The 25,317-nt window shown below is 49.2% G+C and carries 22 protein-coding genes and 1 tRNA gene; 20 read left to right on the plus strand and 3 right to left on the minus strand.

Annotated features, from left to right (window positions below; translation table 11 throughout):
* The first annotated feature begins 34 nt into the window (after positions 1-34).
* The 13 genes from VGK02_00590 to VGK02_00650 all read left to right on the plus strand — a co-directional run bounded on the left by VGK02_00590 (position 35) and on the right by VGK02_00650 (position 15,946).
* On the plus strand, positions 35-490 hold the full coding sequence (locus tag VGK02_00590) for a dTDP-4-dehydrorhamnose 3,5-epimerase family protein (GenBank protein ID HEY3373548.1): 456 nt from the start codon (positions 35-37) through the stop codon (positions 488-490).
* Positions 491-520: 30 nt separating this feature from the next.
* A complete protein-coding gene (gene rfbB, locus VGK02_00595) occupies positions 521-1,486 on the plus strand; it encodes a dTDP-glucose 4,6-dehydratase (GenBank protein HEY3373549.1) in 966 nt (321 codons plus the stop codon).
* Positions 1,487-1,783: 297 nt separating this feature from the next.
* On the plus strand, positions 1,784-3,610 hold the full coding sequence (locus VGK02_00600) for a right-handed parallel beta-helix repeat-containing protein (GenBank protein HEY3373550.1): 1,827 nt from the start codon (positions 1,784-1,786) through the stop codon (positions 3,608-3,610).
* Between the two features lie 358 nt (positions 3,611-3,968).
* Positions 3,969-5,498, plus strand: coding sequence for a flippase (locus VGK02_00605; protein HEY3373551.1), 1,530 nt, complete (start codon positions 3,969-3,971; stop codon positions 5,496-5,498).
* Positions 5,499-6,503: a glycosyltransferase family 2 protein gene (locus tag VGK02_00610; GenBank protein HEY3373552.1), complete on the plus strand. Its 1,005-nt coding sequence runs from the start codon at positions 5,499-5,501 to the stop codon at positions 6,501-6,503.
* Positions 6,500-7,780: an O-antigen ligase family protein gene (locus VGK02_00615; GenBank protein HEY3373553.1), complete on the plus strand. Its 1,281-nt coding sequence runs from the start codon at positions 6,500-6,502 to the stop codon at positions 7,778-7,780. Before VGK02_00610 ends, VGK02_00615 begins: the two co-directional genes overlap by 4 nt.
* Entirely contained in the window at positions 7,777-8,907 is a 1,131-nt protein-coding gene (locus VGK02_00620; protein ID HEY3373554.1) for a glycosyltransferase family 4 protein, read from the plus strand. The genes VGK02_00615 and VGK02_00620 overlap by 4 nt, the downstream gene beginning before the upstream one ends.
* Complete coding sequence (locus tag VGK02_00625) at positions 8,894-10,012, plus strand: glycosyltransferase family 4 protein (GenBank protein ID HEY3373555.1); 1,119 nt, start codon at positions 8,894-8,896, stop codon at positions 10,010-10,012. The genes VGK02_00620 and VGK02_00625 overlap by 14 nt, the downstream gene beginning before the upstream one ends.
* Entirely contained in the window at positions 10,009-11,700 is a 1,692-nt protein-coding gene (locus VGK02_00630) for a sugar transferase (GenBank protein HEY3373556.1), read from the plus strand. Before VGK02_00625 ends, VGK02_00630 begins: the two co-directional genes overlap by 4 nt.
* Positions 11,681-12,394, plus strand: a complete 714-nt coding sequence (locus VGK02_00635) for an HAD family hydrolase (protein ID HEY3373557.1) — start codon at positions 11,681-11,683, stop codon at positions 12,392-12,394. Before VGK02_00630 ends, VGK02_00635 begins: the two co-directional genes overlap by 20 nt.
* Before the next feature lie 15 nt (positions 12,395-12,409).
* Positions 12,410-13,585: a hypothetical protein gene (locus tag VGK02_00640; GenBank protein ID HEY3373558.1), complete on the plus strand. Its 1,176-nt coding sequence runs from the start codon at positions 12,410-12,412 to the stop codon at positions 13,583-13,585.
* Between the two features lie 88 nt (positions 13,586-13,673).
* On the plus strand, positions 13,674-14,729 hold the full coding sequence (locus VGK02_00645) for a hypothetical protein (protein HEY3373559.1): 1,056 nt from the start codon (positions 13,674-13,676) through the stop codon (positions 14,727-14,729).
* 59 nt (positions 14,730-14,788) lie between these two features.
* Entirely contained in the window at positions 14,789-15,946 is a 1,158-nt protein-coding gene (locus tag VGK02_00650; GenBank protein HEY3373560.1) for a glycosyltransferase family 4 protein, read from the plus strand.
* On the opposite strand, the gene VGK02_00655 is transcribed toward VGK02_00650, so the two are convergent.
* Positions 15,943-16,701, minus strand: coding sequence for a class I SAM-dependent methyltransferase (locus tag VGK02_00655; GenBank protein ID HEY3373561.1), 759 nt, complete (start codon positions 16,699-16,701; stop codon positions 15,943-15,945). The two genes, VGK02_00650 and VGK02_00655, sit on opposite strands and share 4 nt — an antisense overlap.
* Before the next feature lie 198 nt (positions 16,702-16,899).
* A complete protein-coding gene (locus tag VGK02_00660; GenBank protein ID HEY3373562.1) occupies positions 16,900-18,738 on the minus strand; it encodes a nucleoside-diphosphate sugar epimerase/dehydratase in 1,839 nt (612 codons plus the stop codon).
* Between the two features lie 433 nt (positions 18,739-19,171).
* Here VGK02_00660 and VGK02_00665 point away from each other — a divergent pair, with 433 nt between their 5' ends.
* From VGK02_00665 to VGK02_00685, 5 genes are all read left to right on the plus strand, one after another.
* Positions 19,172-19,693 carry a hypothetical protein gene (locus VGK02_00665; GenBank protein HEY3373563.1) on the plus strand — a complete coding sequence of 174 codons (522 nt, stop codon included), beginning with the start codon at positions 19,172-19,174 and terminating at the stop codon, positions 19,691-19,693.
* A 98-nt stretch (positions 19,694-19,791) separates the two neighbouring features.
* Positions 19,792-19,863 (plus strand) — tRNA-Cys (locus VGK02_00670).
* Between the two features lie 542 nt (positions 19,864-20,405).
* Complete coding sequence (locus VGK02_00675) at positions 20,406-21,578, plus strand: homocysteine biosynthesis protein (protein ID HEY3373564.1); 1,173 nt, start codon at positions 20,406-20,408, stop codon at positions 21,576-21,578.
* The gene (locus VGK02_00680; protein ID HEY3373565.1) at positions 21,579-21,986 is read left to right on the plus strand and encodes an NIL domain-containing protein; all 408 of its coding nucleotides are present in this window, start codon (positions 21,579-21,581) and stop codon (positions 21,984-21,986) included.
* Between the two features lie 215 nt (positions 21,987-22,201).
* Positions 22,202-23,260 (plus strand): hypothetical protein, encoded by a 1,059-nt coding sequence (locus tag VGK02_00685; protein ID HEY3373566.1) that lies wholly within the window; start codon positions 22,202-22,204, stop codon positions 23,258-23,260.
* Positions 23,261-23,282: 22 nt separating this feature from the next.
* On the opposite strand, the gene VGK02_00690 is transcribed toward VGK02_00685, so the two are convergent.
* Positions 23,283-23,492, minus strand: coding sequence for a hypothetical protein (locus VGK02_00690; GenBank protein HEY3373567.1), 210 nt, complete (start codon positions 23,490-23,492; stop codon positions 23,283-23,285).
* 197 nt (positions 23,493-23,689) lie between these two features.
* Between VGK02_00690 and VGK02_00695 the strand changes: the two genes are divergently transcribed.
* Together VGK02_00695 and nth are read left to right on the plus strand one after the other, a co-directional pair.
* On the plus strand, positions 23,690-24,484 hold the full coding sequence (locus VGK02_00695; protein ID HEY3373568.1) for a hypothetical protein: 795 nt from the start codon (positions 23,690-23,692) through the stop codon (positions 24,482-24,484).
* Between the two features lie 30 nt (positions 24,485-24,514).
* Positions 24,515-25,294: an endonuclease III gene (gene nth / locus VGK02_00700; protein HEY3373569.1), complete on the plus strand. Its 780-nt coding sequence runs from the start codon at positions 24,515-24,517 to the stop codon at positions 25,292-25,294.
* Positions 25,295-25,317 lie beyond the last annotated feature (23 nt).

The raw sequence follows: 25,317 nt of genomic DNA on the forward strand, positions 1-25,317 counted from the left end.
GGGAAGTTTGATGGTCTAAGAGGAGGCTGATAACGTGATAGACGGTGTGAAGCAAAAAAAGCTGCGAGTGATTCCGGACGAGCGCGGTCGTTTGATGGAGATGCTTAGAAGTGATGACGACCTTTTTGAAAAGTTCGGTCAGATATATGTAACAACGACCTATCCAGGTGTTGTTAAGGGCTGGCATATGCATAAAAAGCAGGTAGATAACATCGCCTGTGTTAAGGGGATGCTAAAGCTCGCCCTCTACGACGGACGGGAGGGTTCCGCAACCGAGGGTGAGGTCAACGAGTTTTTCATCGGCGAGCACAACCCGACGCTCATTCATGTGCCGAATGAGGTATATCACGGTTGGAAATGCATAAGTGATAACGAAGCGATGGTGGTAAATGCACCGACGGAGCTGTATAACTACAGCGAGCCCGACGAGCACCGCCTTCCACACGATACGGATGAGATTCCGTATGACTGGTCGCTTAAGCATGGATAGTAATACCTATTATATTCAGGGGGTTTTATTTTGAAGCTGTTCATTACCGGCGGGGCGGGCTTTATCGGCTCCAACTTTATCCGTTATATGCTCGCAAAATATCCCGATTATCAGATAGTAAACTTCGACAAGCTTACCTATGCGGGCAACTTACAAAATCTGAGCGAGGTCGAAGAAGCCCCGCATTACTCTTTTATTAAAGGTGATATATGTGATACAAGAGCTGTTCTGGCTGCGATGAAGGGTGCGGATGCGGTAGTAAACTTTGCTGCGGAAAGCCACGTCGACCGCTCCATATCATCAGCGAAAGAGTTCTTAACAACCAATGTTCTTGGATGTGAAACGCTTCTAAGTGTGGCACGCGACCTGGGAATCACCAGGTTTCTTCATGTATCGACCGACGAGGTCTACGGGAGCATAACAGAGGGTTCATTTAAAGAGACCGACAAGCTGGAGCCGAGCAGCCCTTACTCTTCCAGTAAAGCCGCTGCCGACCTACTTTGCCTGGCCCATTTAACTACGTTCGGCACCCCGGTGCTAATCACCCGAAGCTCGAACAATTTTGGCCCGTACCAGTATCCGGAAAAGCTGATTCCGCTGTTTGTGACCAACCTCCTCGCCGACGTGCCGGTGCCTATTTACGGTGACGGCAAGAACGTTCGCGATTGGTGTTTTGTTGAAGATAACTGCTACGGCATTGACGTCGTGCTGCGCAAGGGCAAAATCGGTGATATATATAACATCGGTGCGGGCAACGAGGTAACGAATCTCGAGATTACCGAGACTATTCTAAATCATCTCAGCAAACCAAAATCCCTTATGAATTTTGTCGAGGACCGCCTTGGCCATGATCGCAGATACTCGATAGACACGAGCAAGGTGCGCGCACTTGGCTGGGCGCCCGCATATGGCTTTTCCGAAGCGATGAGCATGACTATCGACTGGTACAAACGAAACGAGCGGTGGTGGCGCTCGATTAGCGCACGGGCGGCCTAAAGCTTCAAAGGCGCTTTGCAGGTAAGCCTATCGCCGGGCAGAAATGTATTCTTTTTGTAAAACGCAATCAACATGCATATACAAATGTATGCCTATCCTGACCAGGAATAATAGCGCATGATAGCGCATTTCCACAAGCCGAAGTCAAGCAAGCCCTCATTTCTTGATAACAATTTTCCCTATGCTACTGTATTAAATGGCGGCCATACCACAGTAAATGCGCCGTGTCTTAAGACTGGTTTTCGCTTAGTAGCACACCAAGTGTGCATATGTAACATGTAAGGATAGGAGTGTTTTATGCAAGTAGGGAAAACACAGAAGAGACAACGATTTTGGAGGGTTTTAAAAGACGTGAAGTACACACCAAATCATCTAGCACAAGTGGCTCGGAAAAAGTGGATCAAGAAGCCTGTAGTTGCCATAGTGGCAATGGTCGTAGCTACCCAGCTAACGTTTCCGGTTTTAAATTCTTCAGCGGCAACTTGTACCAACACCGCGGCTACAACCAACAACACGGTTGTAGCGACAGCGGCAGACGCAACAGTGACTCCATCATCTGTTGCAGCTACCACTGAAACACCAAGTATTCCAGAAGTTCCCAGTATCGTAACCGTTTCGTATCCCGCAGGATGGAATATGGTTGCGGTTGGCAATGGTGTTGATCTAGGCACCCAGCTGTATGCCTATAATGCTAAGACTGGGACGTATGACAAAGCTGACCCAGCCGTTATGGGAGCCGGATATTGGGCGTTCTTCTCGAAAGAAACAACGGTAACTATGAACATGAAGTCTACCGGCGAAGCTGCAACAGAGCTTCAAGCAGGCTGGAACATGGTTGGAAACCCGTTTGACGATGATGCTCTGGTCCCGACCGGCTATGATGCTTATGTCTACAAACAAGCAACAAAGCAGTATAAGTTGACAACAACTATTCCTGCAGGTTCCTGTGCTTGGATTAACTCGTCGGTTCCAAAAACGATAACGCTTAAGAAAGAAACCCAGACCGCACCGGTCGATACGACCACAAACACCGGTACTGGTAATACAACAGGAACGACAGGAACGGGAACCACAACATCAACGGGTTCCGGATCAAGTGACGGTGGCCAGTATGTGATCACGGGTGCGACTGTTAATGCTGCCGATTACGGCGCAAAAGGCGATGGTTCCGATAGCACCGGCGCTTTGCAGTCTGCGCTTAATGCTTCAGTCGGCAAAACGCTTGTTATCCCCAAAGGATCCACATTCGTCAGCGGTACGCTCGATGTGCCGTCAAATGTAACGATTGCAGGCGGGGGTACCATCAAGAAGAGAGCCGGCAGCGGGCGACACCTGCTTCGGATAGGCGGCAAGTCTAATATCGCGATTCATGATGTCACACTCGATGGCAATGCGAGCGCATTCGGCTTCGATGAATTCCATCATATCGTGTGGCTTGCACAAAGCTCGAAAGTCACGTTCGACGGCGTAACATTCGCGAATCCGGTTTCCGACGGTATTAACGTAACCCGTCAGCCGGATCAGCCAGGAACGGGCTGTGCCGATATCGTGATCAAGAACGATCGTTTCACCGGCAACATGACGAATCGCTGCGGCGTATCGGTCGATTGCGGCGAGCGCATCACCATCAGCGGTAATTACTTTTACCGGATGGGCAAAGACAATATGCCTGGCGCCATCGACTTCGAGCCGGTCGCCTCGGGCGATTACTCAAGAGACAGCGTAGTCGAGAATAATACCATTGTCGGCAGCGCTTCAGCACCGAATGAGCCAATGGGCATCGCCCTTCAAAACGGTAATGTCTACCAGCATAAAAACATCAAGATTATCGGCAACAAAATTACCGGTAAGTACCGCCACGGTATCGTTGTCTTTGGCGGCGGCACCGGCATTGTAATTCAAGGCAATACGGTCCGCAATATTGATAGCGTCATCAGCCGTGATGTCGATACTCCTTGCGGTATCAGCACGACCAATACACAGGGGACCATCCAGGGCAACACCGTAAGCGATGTTGCGGGTTATGGTATCAGGTGCGTCGGTGGCAGCAGTGATATTAGTGGCGGCAATAATAATATTAACAACACTTCGCTCTCAGCAATCATGGGCACGATAAAAAATTAATTGAGCCTTGTAGTAGAAAGTAATCCCAAAAGGGGGCCATTTTGGCCCCTTTTTTTGTTTTCAAACCCGCACGGCTAAGACTGTCCTTCACGTGAATACATCACTCGTAACGCTCACATATCCACTCATTTTCGGCAGTAATGACATGGTAGGCCAATGTTTAAGGTCACGCCATATGGAAAAACATATACATGAACTAGTTAAGCCTACAATAGCTATGAGCTAGGCATTATCGGGTAGAGCATACCTGATTAAGAAGCCGGCTGTAGTGTGAGCGAAAGAACCTGCTGGAAGGTGAGATAACTGCAATACAAGCGAATTTGCCATTTTGTTTTAAGTCGCAACGGAGTGATTTTTCATGTCGGAATATAACTCTCGCGAGTTAACGCGCGGCACCCTTCTAGCACGGAATACCATCCTTAACATCACAGGACAAGTCCTTCCTATGGTGGTCGCCGTTTTCGCTATACCGCTTCTGGTTAAGGGGCTCGGCACAGAGCGCTTCGGATTGCTGACCTTGATATGGGCGATTGTCGGGTATTTCAGCATATTCGATCTAGGGCTCGGACGCGCCCTGACCAAGCTCGTGGCCGAAAAACTGGCGTCTGAACAATCAAACGAAATCCCGTCCTTGTTTTGGACGTCGGTATCGTTGATGTTTCTTTTAGGGCTGGTAAGTGCGGCAGTGTTAGCTATATCTACGCCGTGGCTGGTCCGCGACGTCCTGGGAATTTCTAAGAAACTACAACCGGAAGCGCTTCTTTGCTGCTACCTTCTGGCAATATCCATGCCAATTGTCATCAGTACCATGGGCTTGAGTGGTTTTCTTGAAGCGCACCAGCGGTTTCCGGTAATCAACGCTATTCGCGTGCCGATGGGCATTTTTACCTTTATAAGCCCTCTCGTGATGCTGTATTTCTATAAGGGCCTCGTGCCCGTAGTAGCAATTCTCGTTTTTGGCCGATTGGTGGCCTGGCTGGCCTATGCAATGTCATGCTTGACTATGGTGCCTCAGTTGCGGCGGCGCATTATCATAAATTATCGCCTGGTCTCGTTTTTGTTCAAATTCGGGGGCTGGATCACGGTAAGCAATACCATCAGCCCGGTCTTACTCTACCTCGACCGGTTTCTAATCGCGGCTTTAGTGTCCACCGTTGCCGTGGCCTACTACGCAACACCTTACGATTTAATGATGAGAACCCTGATTATTTCAACCGCATTTGTCGGCGTGCTATTTCCGGCGTTTACGACGAGCTTTACACAAGACCGTGAACGGGCGTTGAAACTTTTCATGAGGGCAATTAAGTATATTTTCCTGCTTATGTTTCCGCTGACGTTTTTTGTTATTATATTTGCTCGCGAAGGCCTCAACCTCTGGCTTGGCGCTGAGTTCGCTACGCACAGCACGCGCGTTCTTCAATACTTGGCTGTAGGCATTTTTGCTAACAGCCTGGCACAGGTGCCCGTGAGCCTCATCCAAGGCATGGGGCGTCCGGACCTGACGGCGAAACTGCACCTTATCGAACTTCCTCTTTACGTGGGGTTTGTGGTTTTAATGATACGGTCATTCGGCGTGGAGGGTGCGGCTATCGCTTGGATGCTGCGTGTAACCATCGATATGCTGTTTCTTTTTACCGTACTTCGAGTGGTATTAAGGCAGGATGCGCTACGGTTAGGAAGGGCGGCACTCGTCTTTACGACTGCCGGGCTATTGCTTGTTCTTGCTTTTGCACAGTTAGGAGCCGCTCTCAAGGCGATGTTTCTTATGATCGTATTTATAACCTTTGTGCTGACGGCTTGGTTCCGGCTATTAGCGCCGGAGGAGCGCTCGCTTATTCAGGGCTGGTTGCGGTTGCCATCGTATTCTCAAGGACCGGAGGCTAAATAAGTGGATGATCTTGTAGCGAGTCGATCTAAAGAGGCAAAGGTAGGGATCGTAATTCTTAACTGGAACAACTACAAAGATACAGCCCGTTGTCTTCGCTCGCTGGAGTGCGTCGACTATCGCAGCTATGTCATCTACTTGGTCGATAATGGCTCGACCGATGATTCGATGAGCACGCTGATGGCCCAATTCTCAAAACGAGACATTGAGTTCATTCTGAACGGCGAGAACTTAGGTTTTGCTGCGGGCTGCAACCGCGGTATCGCGCGTGCGCTAGACGATAATTGCGACTACGTACTGCTTCTGAACAATGATTGCGTCGTCAAGGACACGGCTTTTCTCACAACAGCCGTAGAGTTCGCCGAGCATCACCCCGAGTTCGGCATCTTTGGCGGAAAGATACTGTTTTGGCCGGATACGCAGCGGATATGGAGCGTTGGGGGCAGCATATCGAATTGGGGCAATGAAACATACATCGGCTTCAATGAGGTCGACGAAGGCCAATATGAAACAGCGGAAGAACGGAGTTTTATATCCGGCGCGCTCATGCTTATAAAACGGGAAGTCTTTTCTGCGATCGGTCTCTTGCCGGACGTCTATTTCTTCGGCCTCGAGGACTGGGAATACTCTACGAGAGCGATTCGAGCCGGCTATAAGTTAGCGTATAATCCAAAGTTCACCGTTTGCCATGAGGCAAATCATTCTCACGACACTACCGATCCCGTGTATGTGTATAACTATACCTTATCTAAAATCATCTACAAAAAGCGTAACTTGCCCCGGTATCGTTTTGCCGCCTGGGGTTTCGCGTACAAAACGTATCTCCATGCTTTTTTCTCGCTTAAGTACAGGGCGCAAAAGCAAAAGTACGTACCCGGCATTAGCGCGCGCATGATCCGGCAAAGCATGCTTCAGGCGCTTTCGGATTCGAATAGAATCGACAGGATCACAGAAGATACATTGCTTGATTTCCGGCGAAATTTTGAGAAAAAGGATCCACTTAAATGAGCGAACAAAGACTAAGTACACTCGATGCGATTCGGTGGTTGGGATGTTTGCAGCTAGCCCTGATGCCGATCGTATCTTTAGCTGATAGAATCGAGCTCTTCAACATAGCGGGGCTCTCCATTAGGCCGGTTGATGTACTTTTTGTTCTAGCGTGCCTAACCTTAGCGGCTTATATACTCATGCTCGGCAAGATACCGAAGACCCTGCCTCTGTTTTTGTACGTGCTCGCTCTTTATGCACTTCTTTCCTTAACCAGCTTCGCATTCTTAGTTGGGTATGACGTCGATTGGGCTACGTTTTCTCGTTTTATTGAGACGATGCTCTGGGGTGGTCTTGCTCTAACGTTTATTAAATCGATGCAGGACTTAAAAGACTTCACCAATAACTTGGCCATTGCCGGGTCCGCTATCGGCATTTATTCACTTTACCTATATGTAACGGTACCCGGGCTTCATCAAATCGCCGGTTTTATCTCGTATGCCGGCGGCGAAGGTCTCAAATACCAGGCAAGTTATAACGAAATAGGTGCTGTGCACGCGCTTGCCTGCATCTTGTTGCTTCATAACATAGTTGCACCGGATCCTCGCGAGGAGAAAAGAAATCTTCGCCCGGTATATTCTGTAACGTTACTTGCCTTTAACCTTATCGGTTTAGCGCTGACTCAGTCCCGCAGCGCAATGTTGGCATTCTTTGCCACGGCGCTCATTTTGTCTCTGGTGCTGGTGAAGAGGTCTGCGACTGAAGGAAGGCGGACAAAGCGCGCGGCAGTATTGCTGATACTGGTTATGAGTATTGCTATCACCTTAAGCTATTTTATCTCCCAAGACCTAACGATAAATCGGTTTACTGAGTCTTTTACCCAGGGAACGGTCGCACGTTCATCGATAGAAGGGCGCTTTGACCTATGGATACGAAGTTTAAACATGTGGCTTTCAGACCCGGTTGCCTTTCTTTTCGGTTTTGGCAACAATACATTCCATCAACTTTTAAATGCGACCACATCTGATAGTTTCTTTCTGGACCATGGCGTATCCGACGGCTTACTTGGGCTTATCATATTGCTTGCTCTCATCGTCGGGCCCGTTCTGAAGATTCAACGAATGGAAAGATACTCGAGACTTGTTCGTATTGCGCTGCTGGTTACGTGCATAGCGCTCATAGTTTCCCTAACCGGAAACGTGCTGGTAGACCCATTTTACGGGGGCTTAACATTTACTATACTATATGGCGCACTATCAGTAGCTATGCACTATAGAACAACGGGAGCGGCCGGATGAAAGTAGTTTTGATCCCAGCATCGCCAGAGCGTGTCGGCGTCGGGGTGCATGTTCTCAATCTTGCATCCTTGCTTCATGATGCCGGTCTGTTAGACGTGGTAATATGCCCCGGCGAAGGATGGCTGACCGAACAGCTTGAAGATGAGCGGTTGCCGTTCACAACGCTCGCAATTTCTTTTAAACCGGCTCAGTTTATAAGCTCGAATATACGGCTGTTTAGATACCTAAAGTCACGGCCTTCTGCCAGTGTCGTTCACGTTCACGGCCGTTTCCCGCTTTTCGTCTCCTCATTATCGATGGTCCTTTCTGAGAACTTGGCTTTTGTAAGCACCGTGCATCAGTTTTCAGATTCAGAAGGTTCCGGTTTAGAGAATCAAAAAACCGGAATCGAGACGTTTCTTCTTAAGAGGTTGCGGCGCATATGCTGTGTTTCCGAGGCGCTCAGGGTGCAGGTTATCACCCGTTTAGGGGAAGATCATAGGGCAAAGATCGACTATATTCCAAATTGGATTCGACCGGTTGAGTCGCGGCAGGGAGATGTCGACCGCATGACAGTTGACGACAACAGGCATGCGTCTAAGAAGCATATTAAGATCTGCACGGTCGGTCGGCTTGTAAGAGACAAAGGGTTCGATGTACTGATTGAAGCCATGGCTGTTTTACACCAGAGAGGTTTTGAGGCGAGCTGCCATATATTTGGTGCGGGCTTAGATGAGGAACACCTGGCGAATCTGATAGGCGAGCGCGGACTATCAGGTATCGTTGAGCTCAAGGGCAGGTGCTCTGATATCCAGAGAACCCTTCCCGCTTATGATCTGCTTGTTATCCCTTCGAGAAGCGAGTCGTTCAGCCTTGTTGCCCTGGAGGGATTTAACGCAGGACTGCCGATAATAGCGAGCGACATACCGGGCTTAAACGAAACGGTTCTGGCCGATACAACAGGCCTTCTCTTCGAAAAAGAAAATGTTGAAGCGCTTGTAGACTGTATCATGCGTGTTACGGCATCCGATGATTTGGCTAGAGCCCTGATTCTTAACGGCAATAAGTTCCTGCAAGATTATATTCCCAGCGAGCAGCTTCTCGCTAAGTTTATTAGATTTTACAAGGAAGCGTATGAGAAAAATTAATGTTTTACTATTAACCCGATACAGCCGGTCCGGCTCTAGCAGCCGTCTGCGTTTTTATCAGTACTTACCGGCACTGAACGCAGAGTCCATTAACGTCACTATTGCACCTTTGCTTAGCGACGGTTATATCGACGATCTTTATAGCGGCCGGAAGAAAAGCGTGGCGCCGATTCTCAGCAGCTACCTCCGGCGTATCCGGGATGTTCTCAAGAGCAAGCAATTCGATGTTTTATGGATTGAAAAGGAGATTATCCCGTGGGCGCCTGCATGGGCGGAAGCGATTCTGGCTCGCCTAAAGGTGCCGTATGTTGTTGATTATGATGACGCTACGTTTCACGCCTATGATACGAATACCAATCCGGTGATCCGCAGGCTATTAAACAAGAAGATTGATCATGTGATGAAAAACGCCTCACTGGTTGTTGCCGGAAATGAATATATAGCGGAGCGGGCACGTACGGCAGGGGCTAGACGTATCGAGTGGATGCCTACGGTTATCGACCTCAATCGTTATCCATTAATGCAAGCACCACCCAATCAGGTTTTTACGATCGGGTGGATCGGCGCACCGGTTACCGCACGGTATTTGGAGCTGGTACAACCCGCGCTAGCTGAAATCTGCAAAGATGGGAATGCGCGATTGGTACTTGTAGGGGCCGGGAATATAAAGCTGTCGGACGTTCCGACTAAAGCGCTGTGCTGGTCTGAGGAGACGGAGGTTTCGGAGATTCAGGGTTTTAATGTTGGAATTATGCCCCTGGCCAACAATCATTGGGAACGCGGTAAATGCGGGTATAAATTGATCCAGTATATGGCGTGCGCAAAGCCCATAGTTGCTTCACCGATCGGGATAAATCAGCGCATAGTAGCACACGGGGTAAACGGGTTTTTAGCGAGCACCAAAGAAGATTGGGTCGAGGCGTTACGTGAACTGCGCGATAAGCCCGCATTACAAGAAACAATGGGAAAGGCAGGCCGAGCGCAAGTAGAAAAGCGATATTGCCTGCAAGTAACGGCGGCTGATATGGCGGCGTTACTCCGTTCGGTGGTTATCCCGGATGCCGGAGAAAAGACGGTGCTAAAGAAGGAGGGAAGGGCAGCGTGAACAGGTTCATGAAGCGAGCTATGGATATTATCGGATCGGCGATCGGGATAGTTGTTTTGTCTCCCGTTCTGGCGGCAACAGCGATAGCCGTACTGTATTTCATAGGGTGGCCTATATTGTTTACTCAGGTAAGGCCAGGCATGAACGCTATGCCCTTCACAATATATAAGTTTCGCACGATGACGAACCAACGGGATAAAAACGGCGATTTGCTTCCCGACGACGATCGTCTGACTAAAGCCGGGCGTTTTTTACGGCACTGGAGTTTAGACGAACTGCCGCAGCTGTTTAATGTTCTTAAAGGAGATATGAGCCTCGTTGGGCCCCGGCCGACACTTACACAATATGTGGCGAGATACACTCCGGAGCAGATGCGGCGGTTCGAAGTGAAACCGGGCATGACAGGATTGGCACAGGTAAATGGTCGAAACGCGCTTCTTTTTAGCGAGCGTCTCAAATATGATATCGAATACGTAAAGAGTTTTAATGTAGTGAAAGACCTTCAGATTATCCTATTGACCGTATATAAATTATTGTTTAAGCGCCTTGATGATGGGGCCGGGCAGGATGCCGTCTCGGTAGATGATATCGGCCTTAGCAGTTCCAGCCATTCTGCTATCATGCAGCAAACACACTGGCAGAAACGGCATAGAGCGCAGAGTGGCGGTCACGTTCTACTGCCGAATGGCGGTAGATGGGTAGGGTTAGCATTGCAATTAAAACAGACTATGCGCGACACAGCAGCGTTATCTGATAGTAAGCTTATCGTTGCAGATAAGGACGAGCTGACTCCGGCAAGTTGTTTTGCCGATGAGACGCTGGTTCTGCCGGCCTTTAATGAGCCTGACTTTATCGAGCGTCTTGAAGATGCTTGTATGCGGTTCGGCGTGGGCATTGTTATTCCCACGATGGATTTAGCACTCAGTAGGATTGCACCCCATAAGCAGCGTTTTGCCGAAGAGGGTATAACGGTGGCATGTCCTGAACCGCACCTCGTTGACTTATGCCTGGATAAACTGCAATTTGCCGCATTTATTGAAGAGGAAGCACTTCCGCAACCCAAGACATATGCGAAAGCTGAGCTGGATTTTGCAGACTACCCCATCTTTTATAAACCGAAACGCGGATTCGGCTCACAGGGGTGCGGAACCTGCAAATCCGTTGCAGAGGCGAAACAACTATTGAATGCTAATCCGGATATCATCTTTCAGCAGTTTATCGATGCCAAGGAAGTCAGCGTCGACGCGTATATCACATCTACCGGGGCATGTAATGTGTGCGTACCGCGCATACGCGATAAAGTCATAGGCGGCGAAGCGTATATTTCGCATACAATTGGCTCTCGACTCGTACGGGACGTCGCATACCGCCTGATCGATTCGCTGTCACGCCGGGGCTTGCGGGGCCCCTTAAATATTCAGATGTTCGTGCAGGGCGATAAACCCACATTAATTGAGGTTAATACGAGAATCGGATCGGCCACTGTTCTAGCCAACATCGCCAGCCGTGGAAGGCTCTTTTCCTCATTACTCTTGGAGGCCTGCGGGGAACAGGCTGGCGGTGATCCGGATGATTACATAGAGAACGTCCGCCTCTATCGTTTTTTGGGTGATGTTTTCCACGTTGGTTCTGAAGTTATCGAGGTAATACCTTCTGGGAGCCGGGTTCATGATAAGCAGGTTGTTTAAAGGCATTATATTTGATTTAGACGATACGCTGTATCGCGAAATAGATTTCTTCAGAAGCGGTTTTTCTGAAGTTGCGCGCAAGCTGGAAGCGCGAGGCGTCGGCAACTCACGCGACACCTGCGGCTTGCTTGAAGACATTCTTTTTAATGAAGGCCGGGATTTCATTTTTGAAAAAGCCGCTGTACGCTTAGGGTTTTCCGAATCTTGGGTGAGGGAGCTTGTCGAATTGTTTCGTGAGCACATTCCGAGCATCGAGTTGGCAGATGATGCAAAGAGGGTACTGCCCTTATTAAAGCGCACGTACTTGTTGGGCTGTGTTACCGATGGGCACGCTCGGGTGCAGCGCAGGAAAATTGAAGCGCTCGGTGTCGCCCCGTTATTTGATGCCGTCGTTGTAGCCGATGACCTTGGCCGCGGGCACTGGAAGCCAGACCCGCTGCCTTTTAAGGTTTGCTGCGGCCAACTCGGATTAACGACCGGCGAGACGGTTTACGTGGGCGATAACGTAGAAAGAGACATCCAAGGAGCGAAAAATTTGGGCATGCGGAGCGTTTTGCTCCGCCGCGAGGATGCATACTTTACCTTGCGTCCGGCAAGCACAGAACATAGCGCAGATGTAGAGATAACTACGCTTTATCAATTAGGAGATGCGCTAGCCAGGCTTTTGTATAAGAGCATACGAAGTTATAAGTAGATGGAAGGATAAGCAATGGAAGGAAATGCAGCTGAATGCAGATCACCACGTGTAAAGCATGCAGAGGTATGGCTGGGCGCTGGTTTCGATACACAAGCCGGTGAGAATCATGAATATAAAGAATACGGATCTGATTTTCATTTACTATTAACAGACCAGGCAAATGATATAGCTGAACAACCATGGCATAAGAACGGATTGCTTTTTGGGACCGGACGAGATGCGTTTCGTGCATTGCTTACATACGGTATGAAGGAACGTGGATGGCGACGTTTTTTAGTCCCCAGCTACTTTTGTCAAAGAGTCGTCGCTTCGTTTCTGACGACCGGCATTGACGTAGTCGCGTATGAGGATAACCCGACCCTGCCAGCCCCAAGGTGTGAAAACATTGAGCTGAAATCAGGCGACGTAGTTCTTGCGGTTAACTATTTTGGTCTGCGCCCGGCTACGGATATCAAAGCTATTTATGGGAATGACATAGAGGTAATCGAGGATCATACGCATGATCCGTGGTCCGATTGGGCTTATAACAGTACGGCAGACTGGTGCGTGGTGTCTTTAAGAAAAATGCTGCCGGCACCCGACGGCGGGGTACTGTGGTCGCCTGCCGGCCATCCAATGCCTTATCCGACAAAGCTAAGCGACGGCCACAGACAAGCATCGCTTGAGAAGCTCGCAGCAATGTCGCTTAAAGGCCTCTACTTGAATAATCAGTCTATTAACAAGGAAGTTTTTCTCCGGCTTGCCAGGTCTGGTGAGGCGCAGATTGCCTCGGGTGAAATATCCGGCATTTCTGATTGGAGCGGGAGTATGCTCAATATATTCCCAACACAACTGTGGCGCCGGCAGAGGCGGTTAAACTATCAGGCATTATATGATGTATTAGCAGATGTCTCATGGCTTACTATGTTTAGGGCTGAAGAGAATATAGGTAGTTGCCCGTTTTCGGGCATAGTCGTATTTAATACACCCGGACGGCGGGCATATATACAACAGAAGCTGATTGACTCGCATATCTATACCGCGGTTTTATGGCCGCTCGAAAATCCGGCAGTTAAGGGAATCGACCAGGCGGGCTTAGATCTTAGTCGCAGGATGATATCGGTCTATTGCGATATGCGCTACAGCACAAAAGATATGTCTTACGTAGGCTCACGCATCAAAGAGATCGGTGCTTCGTATCGCGAGTAAGCAATATGTTTTTGAACGTATGGCATCGCAGCCTTAATACCGGTAAAAAGCTGTGTTGAGTCCGCATGCGGCTGAAAGGGGGATACGTGTGACAGCTGAGTTCATAACACCGGATGATAAACGATGGGTTAAGTTCTTAGAACAAACCACGTACGATTTTTACCACCTCCCGGAATATGTAGAACTAACCGCTCAATATGAAGGTGGTATGCCGGTTGCATTTTATGCGGAAGCCGGCGATTACAAGTTCTTAGCGCCTCTTCTAATACGCGGCGTACCTGCTGTTTTAGAAGCGCCACACCAGTGGTATGATGCCGCTTCACCATACGGGTATCCGACACCGTTAATAACCCCGTTCGCCGATGCCCCCGCCCTTGATAGTTTCTTTAGGTCTTTTAAAGAGGTCGGAGTCCAATCGGGCATAGTGAGTGCGTTTTTTCGATTGCACCCGCTGTTAAGTCTTCCAACAGAGCAAATGGCTCAATATGGCTTGCTGGTAGCTCATGGTCAAACCGTCTATATCGATCTGTCACAGTCCATGGAAGAGTTGTGGACGCAGAAAGATCGCGACCATAAAAGAGACATTAAACGGCTTGTTGGGGCGGGATTTTCGGCCAGAATCGATGATTGGGATCTTTATGATAGTTTCATTGCACACTACCGGGAAACGATGGAGCGAGTGTCGGCCAGCGAATCATATTTCTTTCCCAACAGCTATTTTTACGATTTTAAGTCTGTGTTGGGAAGCGCGTGCCATTTATGCTCGGTTTTGACCGATGACGGCAACGTCGCGTCATCAGTCTTATTCACTACCGTTAACGGCATTGTTCAATACCACCTCTCCGCGACTTTGGGCGCATACAATAAACTTGCGCCGTCAAAGCTTGCCTTTGAAACGGCATGTATCTGGTCGAAAGAACATGGCAATAAGTACGCTCACCTTGGCGGAGGGGTTGGCGGTAAAAAAGACTCGCTCTTTAGATATAAGTCCGGGTTTTCGAAACGGCGGGCCGATTTTTATACGTTTAGGATGATCCTGGAAGGACAACGGTATGCCGATCTTACAAATCGCTGGCGAAATCGGGTCCAGCCTGAGGGCTTGAGCGATGACTTCTTCCCTGATTACCGAAAAAACTGCGCTTGAGATGACATCAACCGGCGGAAAGAGATATGTCCGTCTACCCAGAGAGGGGATTCAGATACATGCGATTGCTTATACTTACCACAATAGCACCGACCATCCGGGGCTTTCTTATGCCGTTTGCCCAGCATTTTCGCAATCTGGGCTGGCAGGTCGACGCTATGGCCAATGGCGTTTCCAACTGCGATGATTGCCGGGCTAACTTCGATAACATATGGGAGGTGGCATGGTCTCGTAGTCCATTAGACGTAAATAACTTCAGCCGTTCTATCAACCGTGTCCAATCCCTCGTACGGCAGAATAAATATGATATTGTCCACGTACACACACCGGTTGCGTCATTTGTAGCCAGACTGGCCTTACGAGAAGTTCGGCTACAGGGCAAACTCAAGGTTGTCTATACCGCACACGGTTTCCACTTTTACAAAGGCGGTTCGCCGCTTAAGAATACGGCCTTTCGTAGTCTGGAAAAACTGGCCGGCCGTTGGACCGATTATCTTGTGGTTATGAATCAGGAAGACAGAGAGGCGGCATTACGATACCGTATTGTTGCCCCCGATCGCGTACGGTATATGCCGGGGATCGGTATAGATACGGCGCTTTATAATGCAGAGCAAATAACCGAACCGGCGATCGCCGCAGTAAGGTCGGAGATCGGCCTAGGGAAGAACGAGCCGCTTTTTGTTATGGTGGCGGAGTTCATTCGGCGCAAGCGACACAAGGTCGTACTGCAGGCATTTGCCCGCTTAGCGCATCGGAGAGCCCACCTTGCCCTGGTCGGCGACGGCCCGTTGATGGACGAACAACGTGCGCTCGCCCAAGAATTGGGTATCGTGGAGCGGGTCCATTTCATGGGGCATCGCAATGACGTATCTACTATCATGAGAAGCTCGGTTGCGACACTATTGCCTTCTGTGCAGGAAGGTCTTCCTCGTTGCGTTATGGAATCGATGAGCCTGAAAACTCCGGTTATTGGGTCGGATATTCGCGGAACCCGGGATTTATTATGCGATGATTGCGGTCTATTAGTAAGAGCAGGGGACATAGAAGGTTTCGCACGCGCCATGTCGTGGATACTTGCGAACCCTGATAAGGCGCGCGCTATGGGGTTTCGCGGCCACGCAAAGATAGTAACCGGGTTTGATACGAGGAATATTGTTGCGCTCCACGAGCGCCTCTACGCGGACGCTGTAGGAGAAGAGCTACCGTTTGCCGGCTAGCGCTTCGTGCAGATTATATACAACCCACCCTCTACGCCTTTTTTTGCAAGCTGTTTGTAGGAATTAAAGAACTTGTCTTCTCGGATAAACAGGGTTGAGGAGAGCGCAATTATATCGAAACCATGCCGGTCTAAAAGTTCGTATGCTTCCTGTACGGTGAACCAATAGGCGTATGGGCCGCCATCCAAGAGGGCCCTGTAGTTGAGCTTATCGTCAACCTTTAGAAAGGGTAAGCACTGGGGTGATCGATCCGAGCCTCGAAGCCCTCTGAACGCCCTGAGATACTTTACATAAGCGCTGGTGATAAGACTCTTGTACCTATAATCTATGCATAAAAACGAAAATATAGCCGTTCCCCCGGTCTTGAGAATTCGGAACGCTTCGCTTACGGCGTTCTCCCTGCCGGTGCTATCGGTTATTGCGGATAAAATCTGCTGGATGTAGAGGATTTGGCTAAAGAACTCATCGGGGTAATCAAGGTCGATGGCGTCTTGCACATCAAACGTTATACTGCACGATTCATCCCGGTTTCTTGCCGCCGCAATCATGTTCGGCGCAAAATCAAAGCCGTACAGGGATGTAAAACCGAGGTCTCTTAATGCTAATGGAATTCTACCGCCACCCGTCCCGGCATCGACGGTTTTGGCATTCGAATCGAGATACTCCCTGATAACGTGCTGCTCGTCGGGCAGCAAGCCGGCTTCCTTTGCCCACTTATCGACCTCTACTTCGTTGTAAACCTTGTAGGAATCCATCCAACCTCCAATGCTTCGTACGTTAATACCTTTTAGTTTGTTCTATGAATAAAGAGCTGCCGGCAAAAATGAGCTCAACAGAGCGGTCAACATAATGGTTTATTCCGAAATGATTGTATGGATAAACCCTTCGTTTTGCTGTTGTTTATCTCCAGTTTTACCTAGAGCTACCATGGGTCTGCTAACCGCATATGAGAATTACGCCGCCGGGAAAAGATAATTATTGTTGAGATACTCCGAAAAACGCTTTGCATCTCCTCTAATAACCGCGTCTTCGAGCTCGTTGAGGAACGCCGTTAGTATGTTTTCATTGAGCTTGCTTGATACCTTAAAGATTTGCGGATGATCCGTCTTCTTTGCAATCTCTTCTTGTGCGAACAGTTCCTCATAGAGCTTCTCGCCCGGTCTCAAGCCGGTGAATTTTATCGGTACGTCCCGTCCCGGCTCTAAACCCGATAACCTGATGACGCTCATTGCTAAATCGACGATCCGCAGCGGCTCGCCCATATCAAGAACAAAAACTTCACCGCCTCTACCCATGGCTGTTGCTTGAATGACGAGGTGCACCGCTTCCTGAATAGTCATAAAGTATCTGGTAATATCCGGGTGTGTAACCGTTATGGGCTCTCCCTTACTAATCTGGCGCTTGAATTTCGGTATTACGCTTCCATTGCTGCCCAGTACGTTGCCGAACCGGACGGCCATAAATTTAGAGGCACAATCCGGTTCCCTGGCTGCAGCTCGTATTGATTGCTCTGCCAGGTGCTTTGATAAACCCATAATACTTGTTGGGTTAACTGCTTTATCGGTCGATATCAGCGTCAGCCGTTTAATATGATGGTGTTTAGTTTCCTCGATTAGCACACGCGTACCGAGAAAGTTGTTTTCCATTGCTTCAATCGGATGCCGCTCCATCATAGGTACATGTTTATATGCGGCCGCATGAAAGACGATATCCGGTTCGTAACGAGTAAATATCCTGCTCACGGCGTGGCTGTCTCTCACATCCATGACGCGGGCTTCAAATATCGTTCTATGACCGTTCAGCGAAGAAAAAATTTCCTCCTCCAGATGATACAAACCGTTTTCCGAGATATCGGTGGCGATTACTTTCTTTGGACGGAGCATCAGCGCTTGCCTGCAGATCTCAGAACCAATCGACCCGGCGGCCCCCGTTATAAGGATTACGTGTTTCTCATACTGTTTGACTGTCCCCATAAGGTCGATCTCGGCCTCTTTTCTACCGAGAACTTCCTTAGGGTCGATATCACGTATTTGGGATACGCTCACTTTGCCGTCGACAAGTTCCGCGATATCCGGGATAGTTTTGCAAGGGATGCCCAGCTCACGGCATTCACACGCGAGGCCTTGCCGTTTGCTGCTCTCAGCCGACGGCATAGCCATGATGATCTCGTCGGCAGGGTAGTCGGCCATGATGCCCGGGATCATTCTTGCGCTGCCGACGACCTTGACCCCGTGGATCATAAGGCCTCGTTTTGATAGATTATCATCCAGGAATGCCACCGGTTTGTATCCCATATCCGGGTTACACTGCATCTGCTTAACGAGCATACTGCCGGCCTGCCCGGCCCCAACAATAATGACGCGTTTTTGTTCGATGCTATGATTACTCATCTGTGCTCTTAAAGTCGGCAATAAGTCTTGCTTCGCCCTGACGAGAAACCTGCTGGCTCCGATAAAGGCGGACGTTAGAAGCCAATCGATAATGAGAATACCCCTGGGCAGCTCGATGCTCTGAATCAAGAAAACCGCGCAAAGGAGTAGAAGAGTAGCTGCCAGTACACCTTGTGCGATTCTCATGAGTTCTTTTAAGCTCGCATATTGCCACAGCTGGCTGTAAAACCCGGAGAACTTAAAGACGGCGATTTTAATAACGATTGCGAGTGGAAGCAAAAGAAAGAGCGATGTCATATACACAGGCTTGATATCTGTGCCGAACCTCAGCAAAAACGCCAAAAATAATGCTAGGCCGATAAGGAATGCATCGCTTATTATATATACATATCTCCTGATCATCCTATAACCATCCTACCCCTAAAGCAGACAAATAACCGGTAATTAATGTGATTCTCGTCTCGTTTGATAAACGATAAGATAGCTGAATCGAGTTAAGTTTATCCGTATATGGCGGCCTTAAACGTAAAAGCAGTCTTCGCGGAAAGGCGGAAATCTTTGTGATGGTTGAGCTTTCTAGGTGAACATCTTACATGAAGCTTTATTACCTGCGCTAACTTGAAGATTCGCTTTGTCTAGAAGCATTAACGCCTAGTAAAGCCATTTTTACAAATGTTGAAGCACCTCAATAGTATTATTGAGGAGTTGGCAGAAAGGTGGCACTCCCGTCTAAGGTTGCATTAGAACTTAACCATCCGAAGGTTTTAGCACGTCATTATTGAGAAATAAATCAAGAGTACTTAAGTGTAGGCATCACAGTTTCTTTGATTGAGATATGAGAAGATCAGATTCGTTCGTTATAAGGCTCGCTATATATGCTGCGGCCGCTGTGCTTGTGTTGGCGGCTGTTCTACTTGCCGTTAGCGTTGCCCGAGAGGTTACGTGGAAATCTAAACTGAGCGACACAGCGCTGGTTGAAGAAGGGCTTAAAGCCTCGGCCTCTCTGACCGATTTCACGCAAGGGCGGCAGGCAAATGAACCATCGGTAGATTACGATAACTGGAATAAGTCGGTGCAGCGCCTGACTCTATATACCCAGGAAAGCCAGAATCTCTATGATCGGGATTATGGTCCGAGAATTGCTTTTCTCAGAGACGAATTTGCACACCGCGGGTTTTCTGACCAGGAACTCGATCAGGCCTATCAAAACCCCGTCAACTATATCGGTTTGCGCACTGTTGCAGTGAGATTAGGCGTTCTGTCATACAAACTTAAAGAATCAATTCGCATCAAAGGAAAACAAAATTATCCGTCTACAAATACTGAAGGTCCTCCAGGTCCACCGCAAACCCGCTAGCATTGGTGCTTGTCCGCTTGGGTTGCCGGGGTGCCAGCCAAATTGCTGGTTTAATCGTGAAAACGTTTAACGTATTTGAAGCCGGGGAATTCATAAGTGGCGACGTAGCCGAGTGGCAAGGCAATGGCTCGCAAGGTCATTTTACACTGGTTCGACTCCAGTCGTCGCCTCAAAACCCAGTGATTTGCTAACTGCCGCTAAACCTTAAAGGGCATCCGTATAGATGGATGCCCTTTAAGGTTTTACGCAGTATGCATATTAGTTTGAGCACATATTGACAACCGTTTCGTGCTCGTGCTAGCTTAAAACAAGAGCAGTAATTTACAGTTATTGACAGTTAGATGCGCTGACGGGAATGAGTAGGCTGAAAAGCCGGCCGTACTAGCGACCCGGGTCAGGTGAAAGCCGGGCGGCGGCGAAGCCGAACATGGTCCTCGAGCTTCCGGAAGAACAGGTACGCCAATGACACGCATACTTTGGTTGTGTGCCGGGGCATCCCAGTAGAACCGGACGGTGCCAGCCGTTATTGGGTTAAGTGCAGTTTTAATAATGCAGTGGTTCTTTATCAAGCGCCGGTCACTATAAGGTGCGGTCGCTGCGCTATCAGCTGAACGTGGGTGGTACCGCGGGAGTTTCTCTCGTCCCATATGGGATGAGAGTTTTTTTATTTCTTTTAATAATTTCTAAAAGTATTTACGAAAGGGAGGTAAACATGGCCGTAACAAAAACTTATGAAGAAATCAACGAGAAGATACGGCGCGGTGAAGCGGTAGTTGTAACCGCAGAAGAAATCATCGACATCGTACAGGAGGAAGGCGTCGCCATGGCGACAAAAAAAGTCGATGTCATCACGACGGGGACTTTCGGGCCGATGTGCTCGAGCGGCGCGTTTCTTAACTTCGGCCATAGCGAGCCCCCGATCAGGATGGCTAAAATCTGGCTGAACGACGTACCGGCGTACGGAGGGCTCGCCGCAGTCGATACCTATATCGGCGCTACCGAACCGTCTGAAACAGTGGGCATGGCCTATGGCGGCGCCCACGTTATCGAGGACCTCATCAGCGGCAAGACGATTAAGCTCGAAGCCGAATCGTACGGGACCGATTGCTATCCGAGAAAAGAGCTTCTCACATATATTAATAAAGATACGATAAACGAGGCATATCTCTTCAACCCGAGAAATGCCTATCAGAATTACGCGGTCGCGGTAAACTCGTCCGCCCGCATCCTGTACACATACATGGGTACGCTTTTGCCGCGCCTCGGCAATGCGACTTACAGCACGTCAAGCCAGCTCAGCCCGTTGATAAACGACCCGTATTACCGGACCATCGGTATTGGAACCAGGGTATTTATCGGTGGTGCGCCGGGTTACGTTGCCTGGAACGGTACGCAGTTCAACTCGAACCAGGTGCGAGGCGATAATGGAGTACCGCTGTCATCGGCGGGAACGCTTGCGCTTATCGGCAATCTAAAAGAGATGAGCCCCGATTTTATCAGGGCGGCCACCTTCCACAACTACGGCACGACCATGTTTGTGGGCGTCGGCGTCCCGATACCGGTGCTCGACGAGGATATCCTTCAAAAGGCTGCGATTAGCGATAAAGATATTTACACATCGATTTACGATTACAGTATCCCATCGCGTTCACGGCCGGTGTTGGGCAGGGTAAGCTATGCCGAGCTTAGAAGCGGCAAAATTGAAATAAACGGGAAGACAGTTCGAACCGCACCTGTGGCAAGCTATAGCAAGGCGAGAAAGATTGCGGAGACCCTAAAAGGCTGGATACAGCAGGGGGATTTCTATCTCCAACAGCCGATCGAGGGTTTCTCAACGGAGCAATCCGTCAAGCCACTTGAGATCGTAGCAGAGGGGGAGATTTAAGTGGCGAAGAAGAAAATCGTCCTGCACTATCCGGAAGAGCGGGTGGAGAGCCCGACAACGTATCACCTAGTAAAGGATTTCGATCTCGTGCCGATTATCCTTCGCGCGCAGATTGATGAGAACGAAGGCACGCTTGTCGTCGATTTGGAAGGTTCGCCCGAGCAGATCGCTAAAGGCATTGAATACCTGCGTGAACAAAACATTCGCGTCCAGGAAGCGATAAAAGATATCGTCGTAGACACCGAGAGGTGTGTAAGTTGCGGTTCGTGCACCGGCGTGTGCCGTGCCGGTGCACTGACGATAGGCGCACAAAGCGACTGGAATCTTGTATTTGACCAGGAGAAATGCGTGTTCTGCGAACTTTGCATTAACACCTGTCCAATACGCGCTATTAAAGTCCAGTTCTAGAGACAGGGCGGCTAGTATTCGGCGCATAAATAGCCCGGTAAAAGGGTATAGTAATCAGAACAAAATCTGTCGATAATAGTATATTTAATGCGCAGAGAACCCGATCGCTCGGGTTCTCTGCAAAACTACGCAGCCGCAGGTTTTCTGTATAATTACATAACAACTTGTTTATGAATGGCGACATGTGAAGCCAATGACGTAAGTGAGGAACGATTATGACATTAGATGCTAAGTGCAGGGCGACTGCAATTGGGAGCGTGCCGCATACGGATGTTGATGCGGCATGTAAATTGGTTTTCGATTCGCTGCCGGAAATTCCGATGTGGCCGCAGCTGCCAAATGTAAACTATAAAGAGAGCATTTATGTGCAGTACTCCGAGGGCATGCCGGGCCTTGTCGTTGATGAACCCGAGCGCCGGGTCTGGTTTGACTCGACCGGTGACGTGATTAGCGAGCTCGACCGGCTTTTTCAGGCGTATATGAATGATGACGTTGAAGCGCTGGCGATAAGCCCGCAGTACGCGCAAGGCCTTTACGCATTTCTCGACTTGCTGAAAACCGGTGAACATCCGGCGATAAGTATGCTCAAAGGCCATATTATTGGGCCTCTTACCATTGGATATACTGTAGCAGATCAGAATAAGAAACCCGGCATCTACGATGAGGTTATTCGCGAGGGCATAATAAAGACGCTTGTCATGAAAGCGAAATGGCAGGTAAAGAAGTTTAAAGAGGTTCGTCCCGATTTGCCGGCGCTTATCTTTATCGATGATCCCTCTATCATGTCGATCGGGTCTGCACTTGTCAGCATGAACCGGGATGACGTCATCGGATACCTTAATGAAATCATCGACGCCGTCGACGCCTTTACGGGGATTCACTGCTGCGGCAATACCGACTGGAGCGTTCTCGCGGCTACAAATACCGATGTTATAAGCTTTGACGCATACGAGTATAGCGAGACACTCGCACTCTACCCCAATGAGATGAAGGCATTTCTCAACCGTGGAGGCGTATTGGCGTGGGGCATCGTACCATCCGGCTTGCCAACACCGACCCAAGTTGCGGATGAGACCGTCGAATCGCTCGCCAGGCGGCTTGAAGCCGGGATGCAGCTTCTCGTCGACCGGGGAATCGATAAGGAGCTTATCCTCCGCCAAGCGTTGATTACGCCGAATTGCGGCACCGGGACTATGCAACCCAGCATGGCCGAGCGCACGTTTACTTTGACGCACGGCGTTTCAAATACGATGCGTGAACGCTATTTCGGGTAAAAGTATATAGCTACATAAGAACCTATTCGTTAGCGGCTTTTTTACGCTTACCCGATTCGTGCTCAGCTTTCTGCTCGGCACTGTTGGTTTTGGGGCTGATGTAGCGCACGTTGTCGGTTGTGTCGGGCTTTCGCGTCCGAAATTTGCCGGTCATGGCGGCATAAAAAAGACGTGACGTGAGCCCGATAAAGAAACCGATTACAAACAAGATTAAGATAGTTGATATATCCATACAATCGCCTCATGACTATAATCCTACAAATCTTACGCCGGAGCGACATCGGCCCTTATGTGCCTGCCGGTATGCTCGTGAGCTGCAATTACTATACCTATTATATTTCCAGCAAGGCGTCATTTAATTCGCTCATGCGGATAAAGTTGTATAATTGACGTGAGTCTGAGAAGATAGACCGATATGAAGGGATATAGATGTCCAAAGATAAAGATTCTATAAATTTAACAAATAGTGATAACGGCTTAACCAAGGCTAATAGGGCAGTATATCAGAAGCTCCGCGACTGCCAGGTGCCGGAGATGATCGCCGTAAAGCCAGCATACCATCTTGCCCAAATGTACGTGCAGGCGCAGGACTTCATCGTAAAATCAAACGACCTTACTAAGCTTACGGAAACAACTAAAATTGCTGAAAAGGTCGTTGAAATTCGTGAGTCGGTCAAGACCTTAAAGCACTTTTCCGAACAGTTCGGCCGCAGCTACTATGTGCTCATGGACAAGTTGACCGCCCTTACCGATGGTTGGCTTAGTGAAGAGGTCGAGCGCGGGGAAGATCTGGACGCCGTTGATTCCGTATTAGATGGCCTGCAATCGCCGGATCTTTCGGAAGGTTTGAAAGACGAGCTCGTCTCTCATACCCGTAAACAATATAGCGCGGTCGTCAAGCAGCTTATTGCCAAGGGCTGCCCGGAAGACGCCGCCAACTATTTTGCCGAGAATGTGTTCGAGCTCAAGATTGAGGCGCATAATCTGATAGCGCTTGTCGATCACTTGATTTCGCTCGATGACGATTTCGAAGATCTCGTGTTTGATGTTGAAGAAACGCTGGTCGAGATTTCCATTCCGTGGGTCGGATTTAGCCCGGGCGAGACGGCGCATGCACTCTGGCATATCGGCAACCACGATGAGGACAACTTCTTCTTTATGGGCTTCTTGGGATGGTCGCTCGCCATCTTAGAATCACTTCAGGAGAATACCGAAGACCTTTAGGGTGTGAAATTAGCCGGTAGGCCGCCAACTATGCACGACACCATCAACTACGCGGAAGCGCTGCGAATACTCGAGAATTCATTCGAACTGTACGTCTGGTCTGAAAACCTGACAGCTTTTGAAGTGCTCATCTCAACTATCCTGTCGCAAAAAACCGAGCGCAAGAATAAAGAAACAGCTTTTCTTGCGCTCAAGCAACGGATAGGGGTTACGCCCGAACGATTAGCGGCAGCACAGGTTATGGATATTGCCGACGCCATTCGTCCGGCCGGTCTTTTCCGTTCGAAAGCGCCGAAAATACAGGAGGTCGCGCAGATTGTTCTCGAGCGCTATGATGGCGATCTCTCGGTTGTACTTAAAATGTCGATGAATCACGCTCGAAAAGAGCTGATGAGATTGCCCGGCGTTGGGCTTAAGACCGCCGATATTCTCTTGAGCTTCGTGGCAAATCGGCCGGTCTTTGCGGTAGACGTTCATATCGAGCGAATCGGCAAACGCCGCGGTCTTGCGCCGCAAGCTGCCCGCTACGAAGAAATCCGAGCGGCCTACGAGGCCGAAATATCGCCGGATGAGCGCGTGCGTACGCACAAAGCGCTTATCGAATTCGGCCGTGAAATCTGTACCGCGAGAAACCCCAATCACGATATCTGCCCGGTATCCGATTATTGCATGTATAACCGAAAACTTGATGATCCGAAGGTCGGGGATCAAACGAGTGTGTCATCTTCGGGGGTTATGGTCGTAACGATAGTTTTAAACACTTTCATTTGCGTGCTTCAGTCATCAAAGCGGATTCTTAACTGTTATTAAGACTATACCAATCAACTTTGTTT

This window comes from Candidatus Aquicultor sp., assembly GCA_036504445.1.
Lineage (GTDB): Bacteria > Actinomycetota > Aquicultoria > Aquicultorales > Aquicultoraceae > DASXVE01.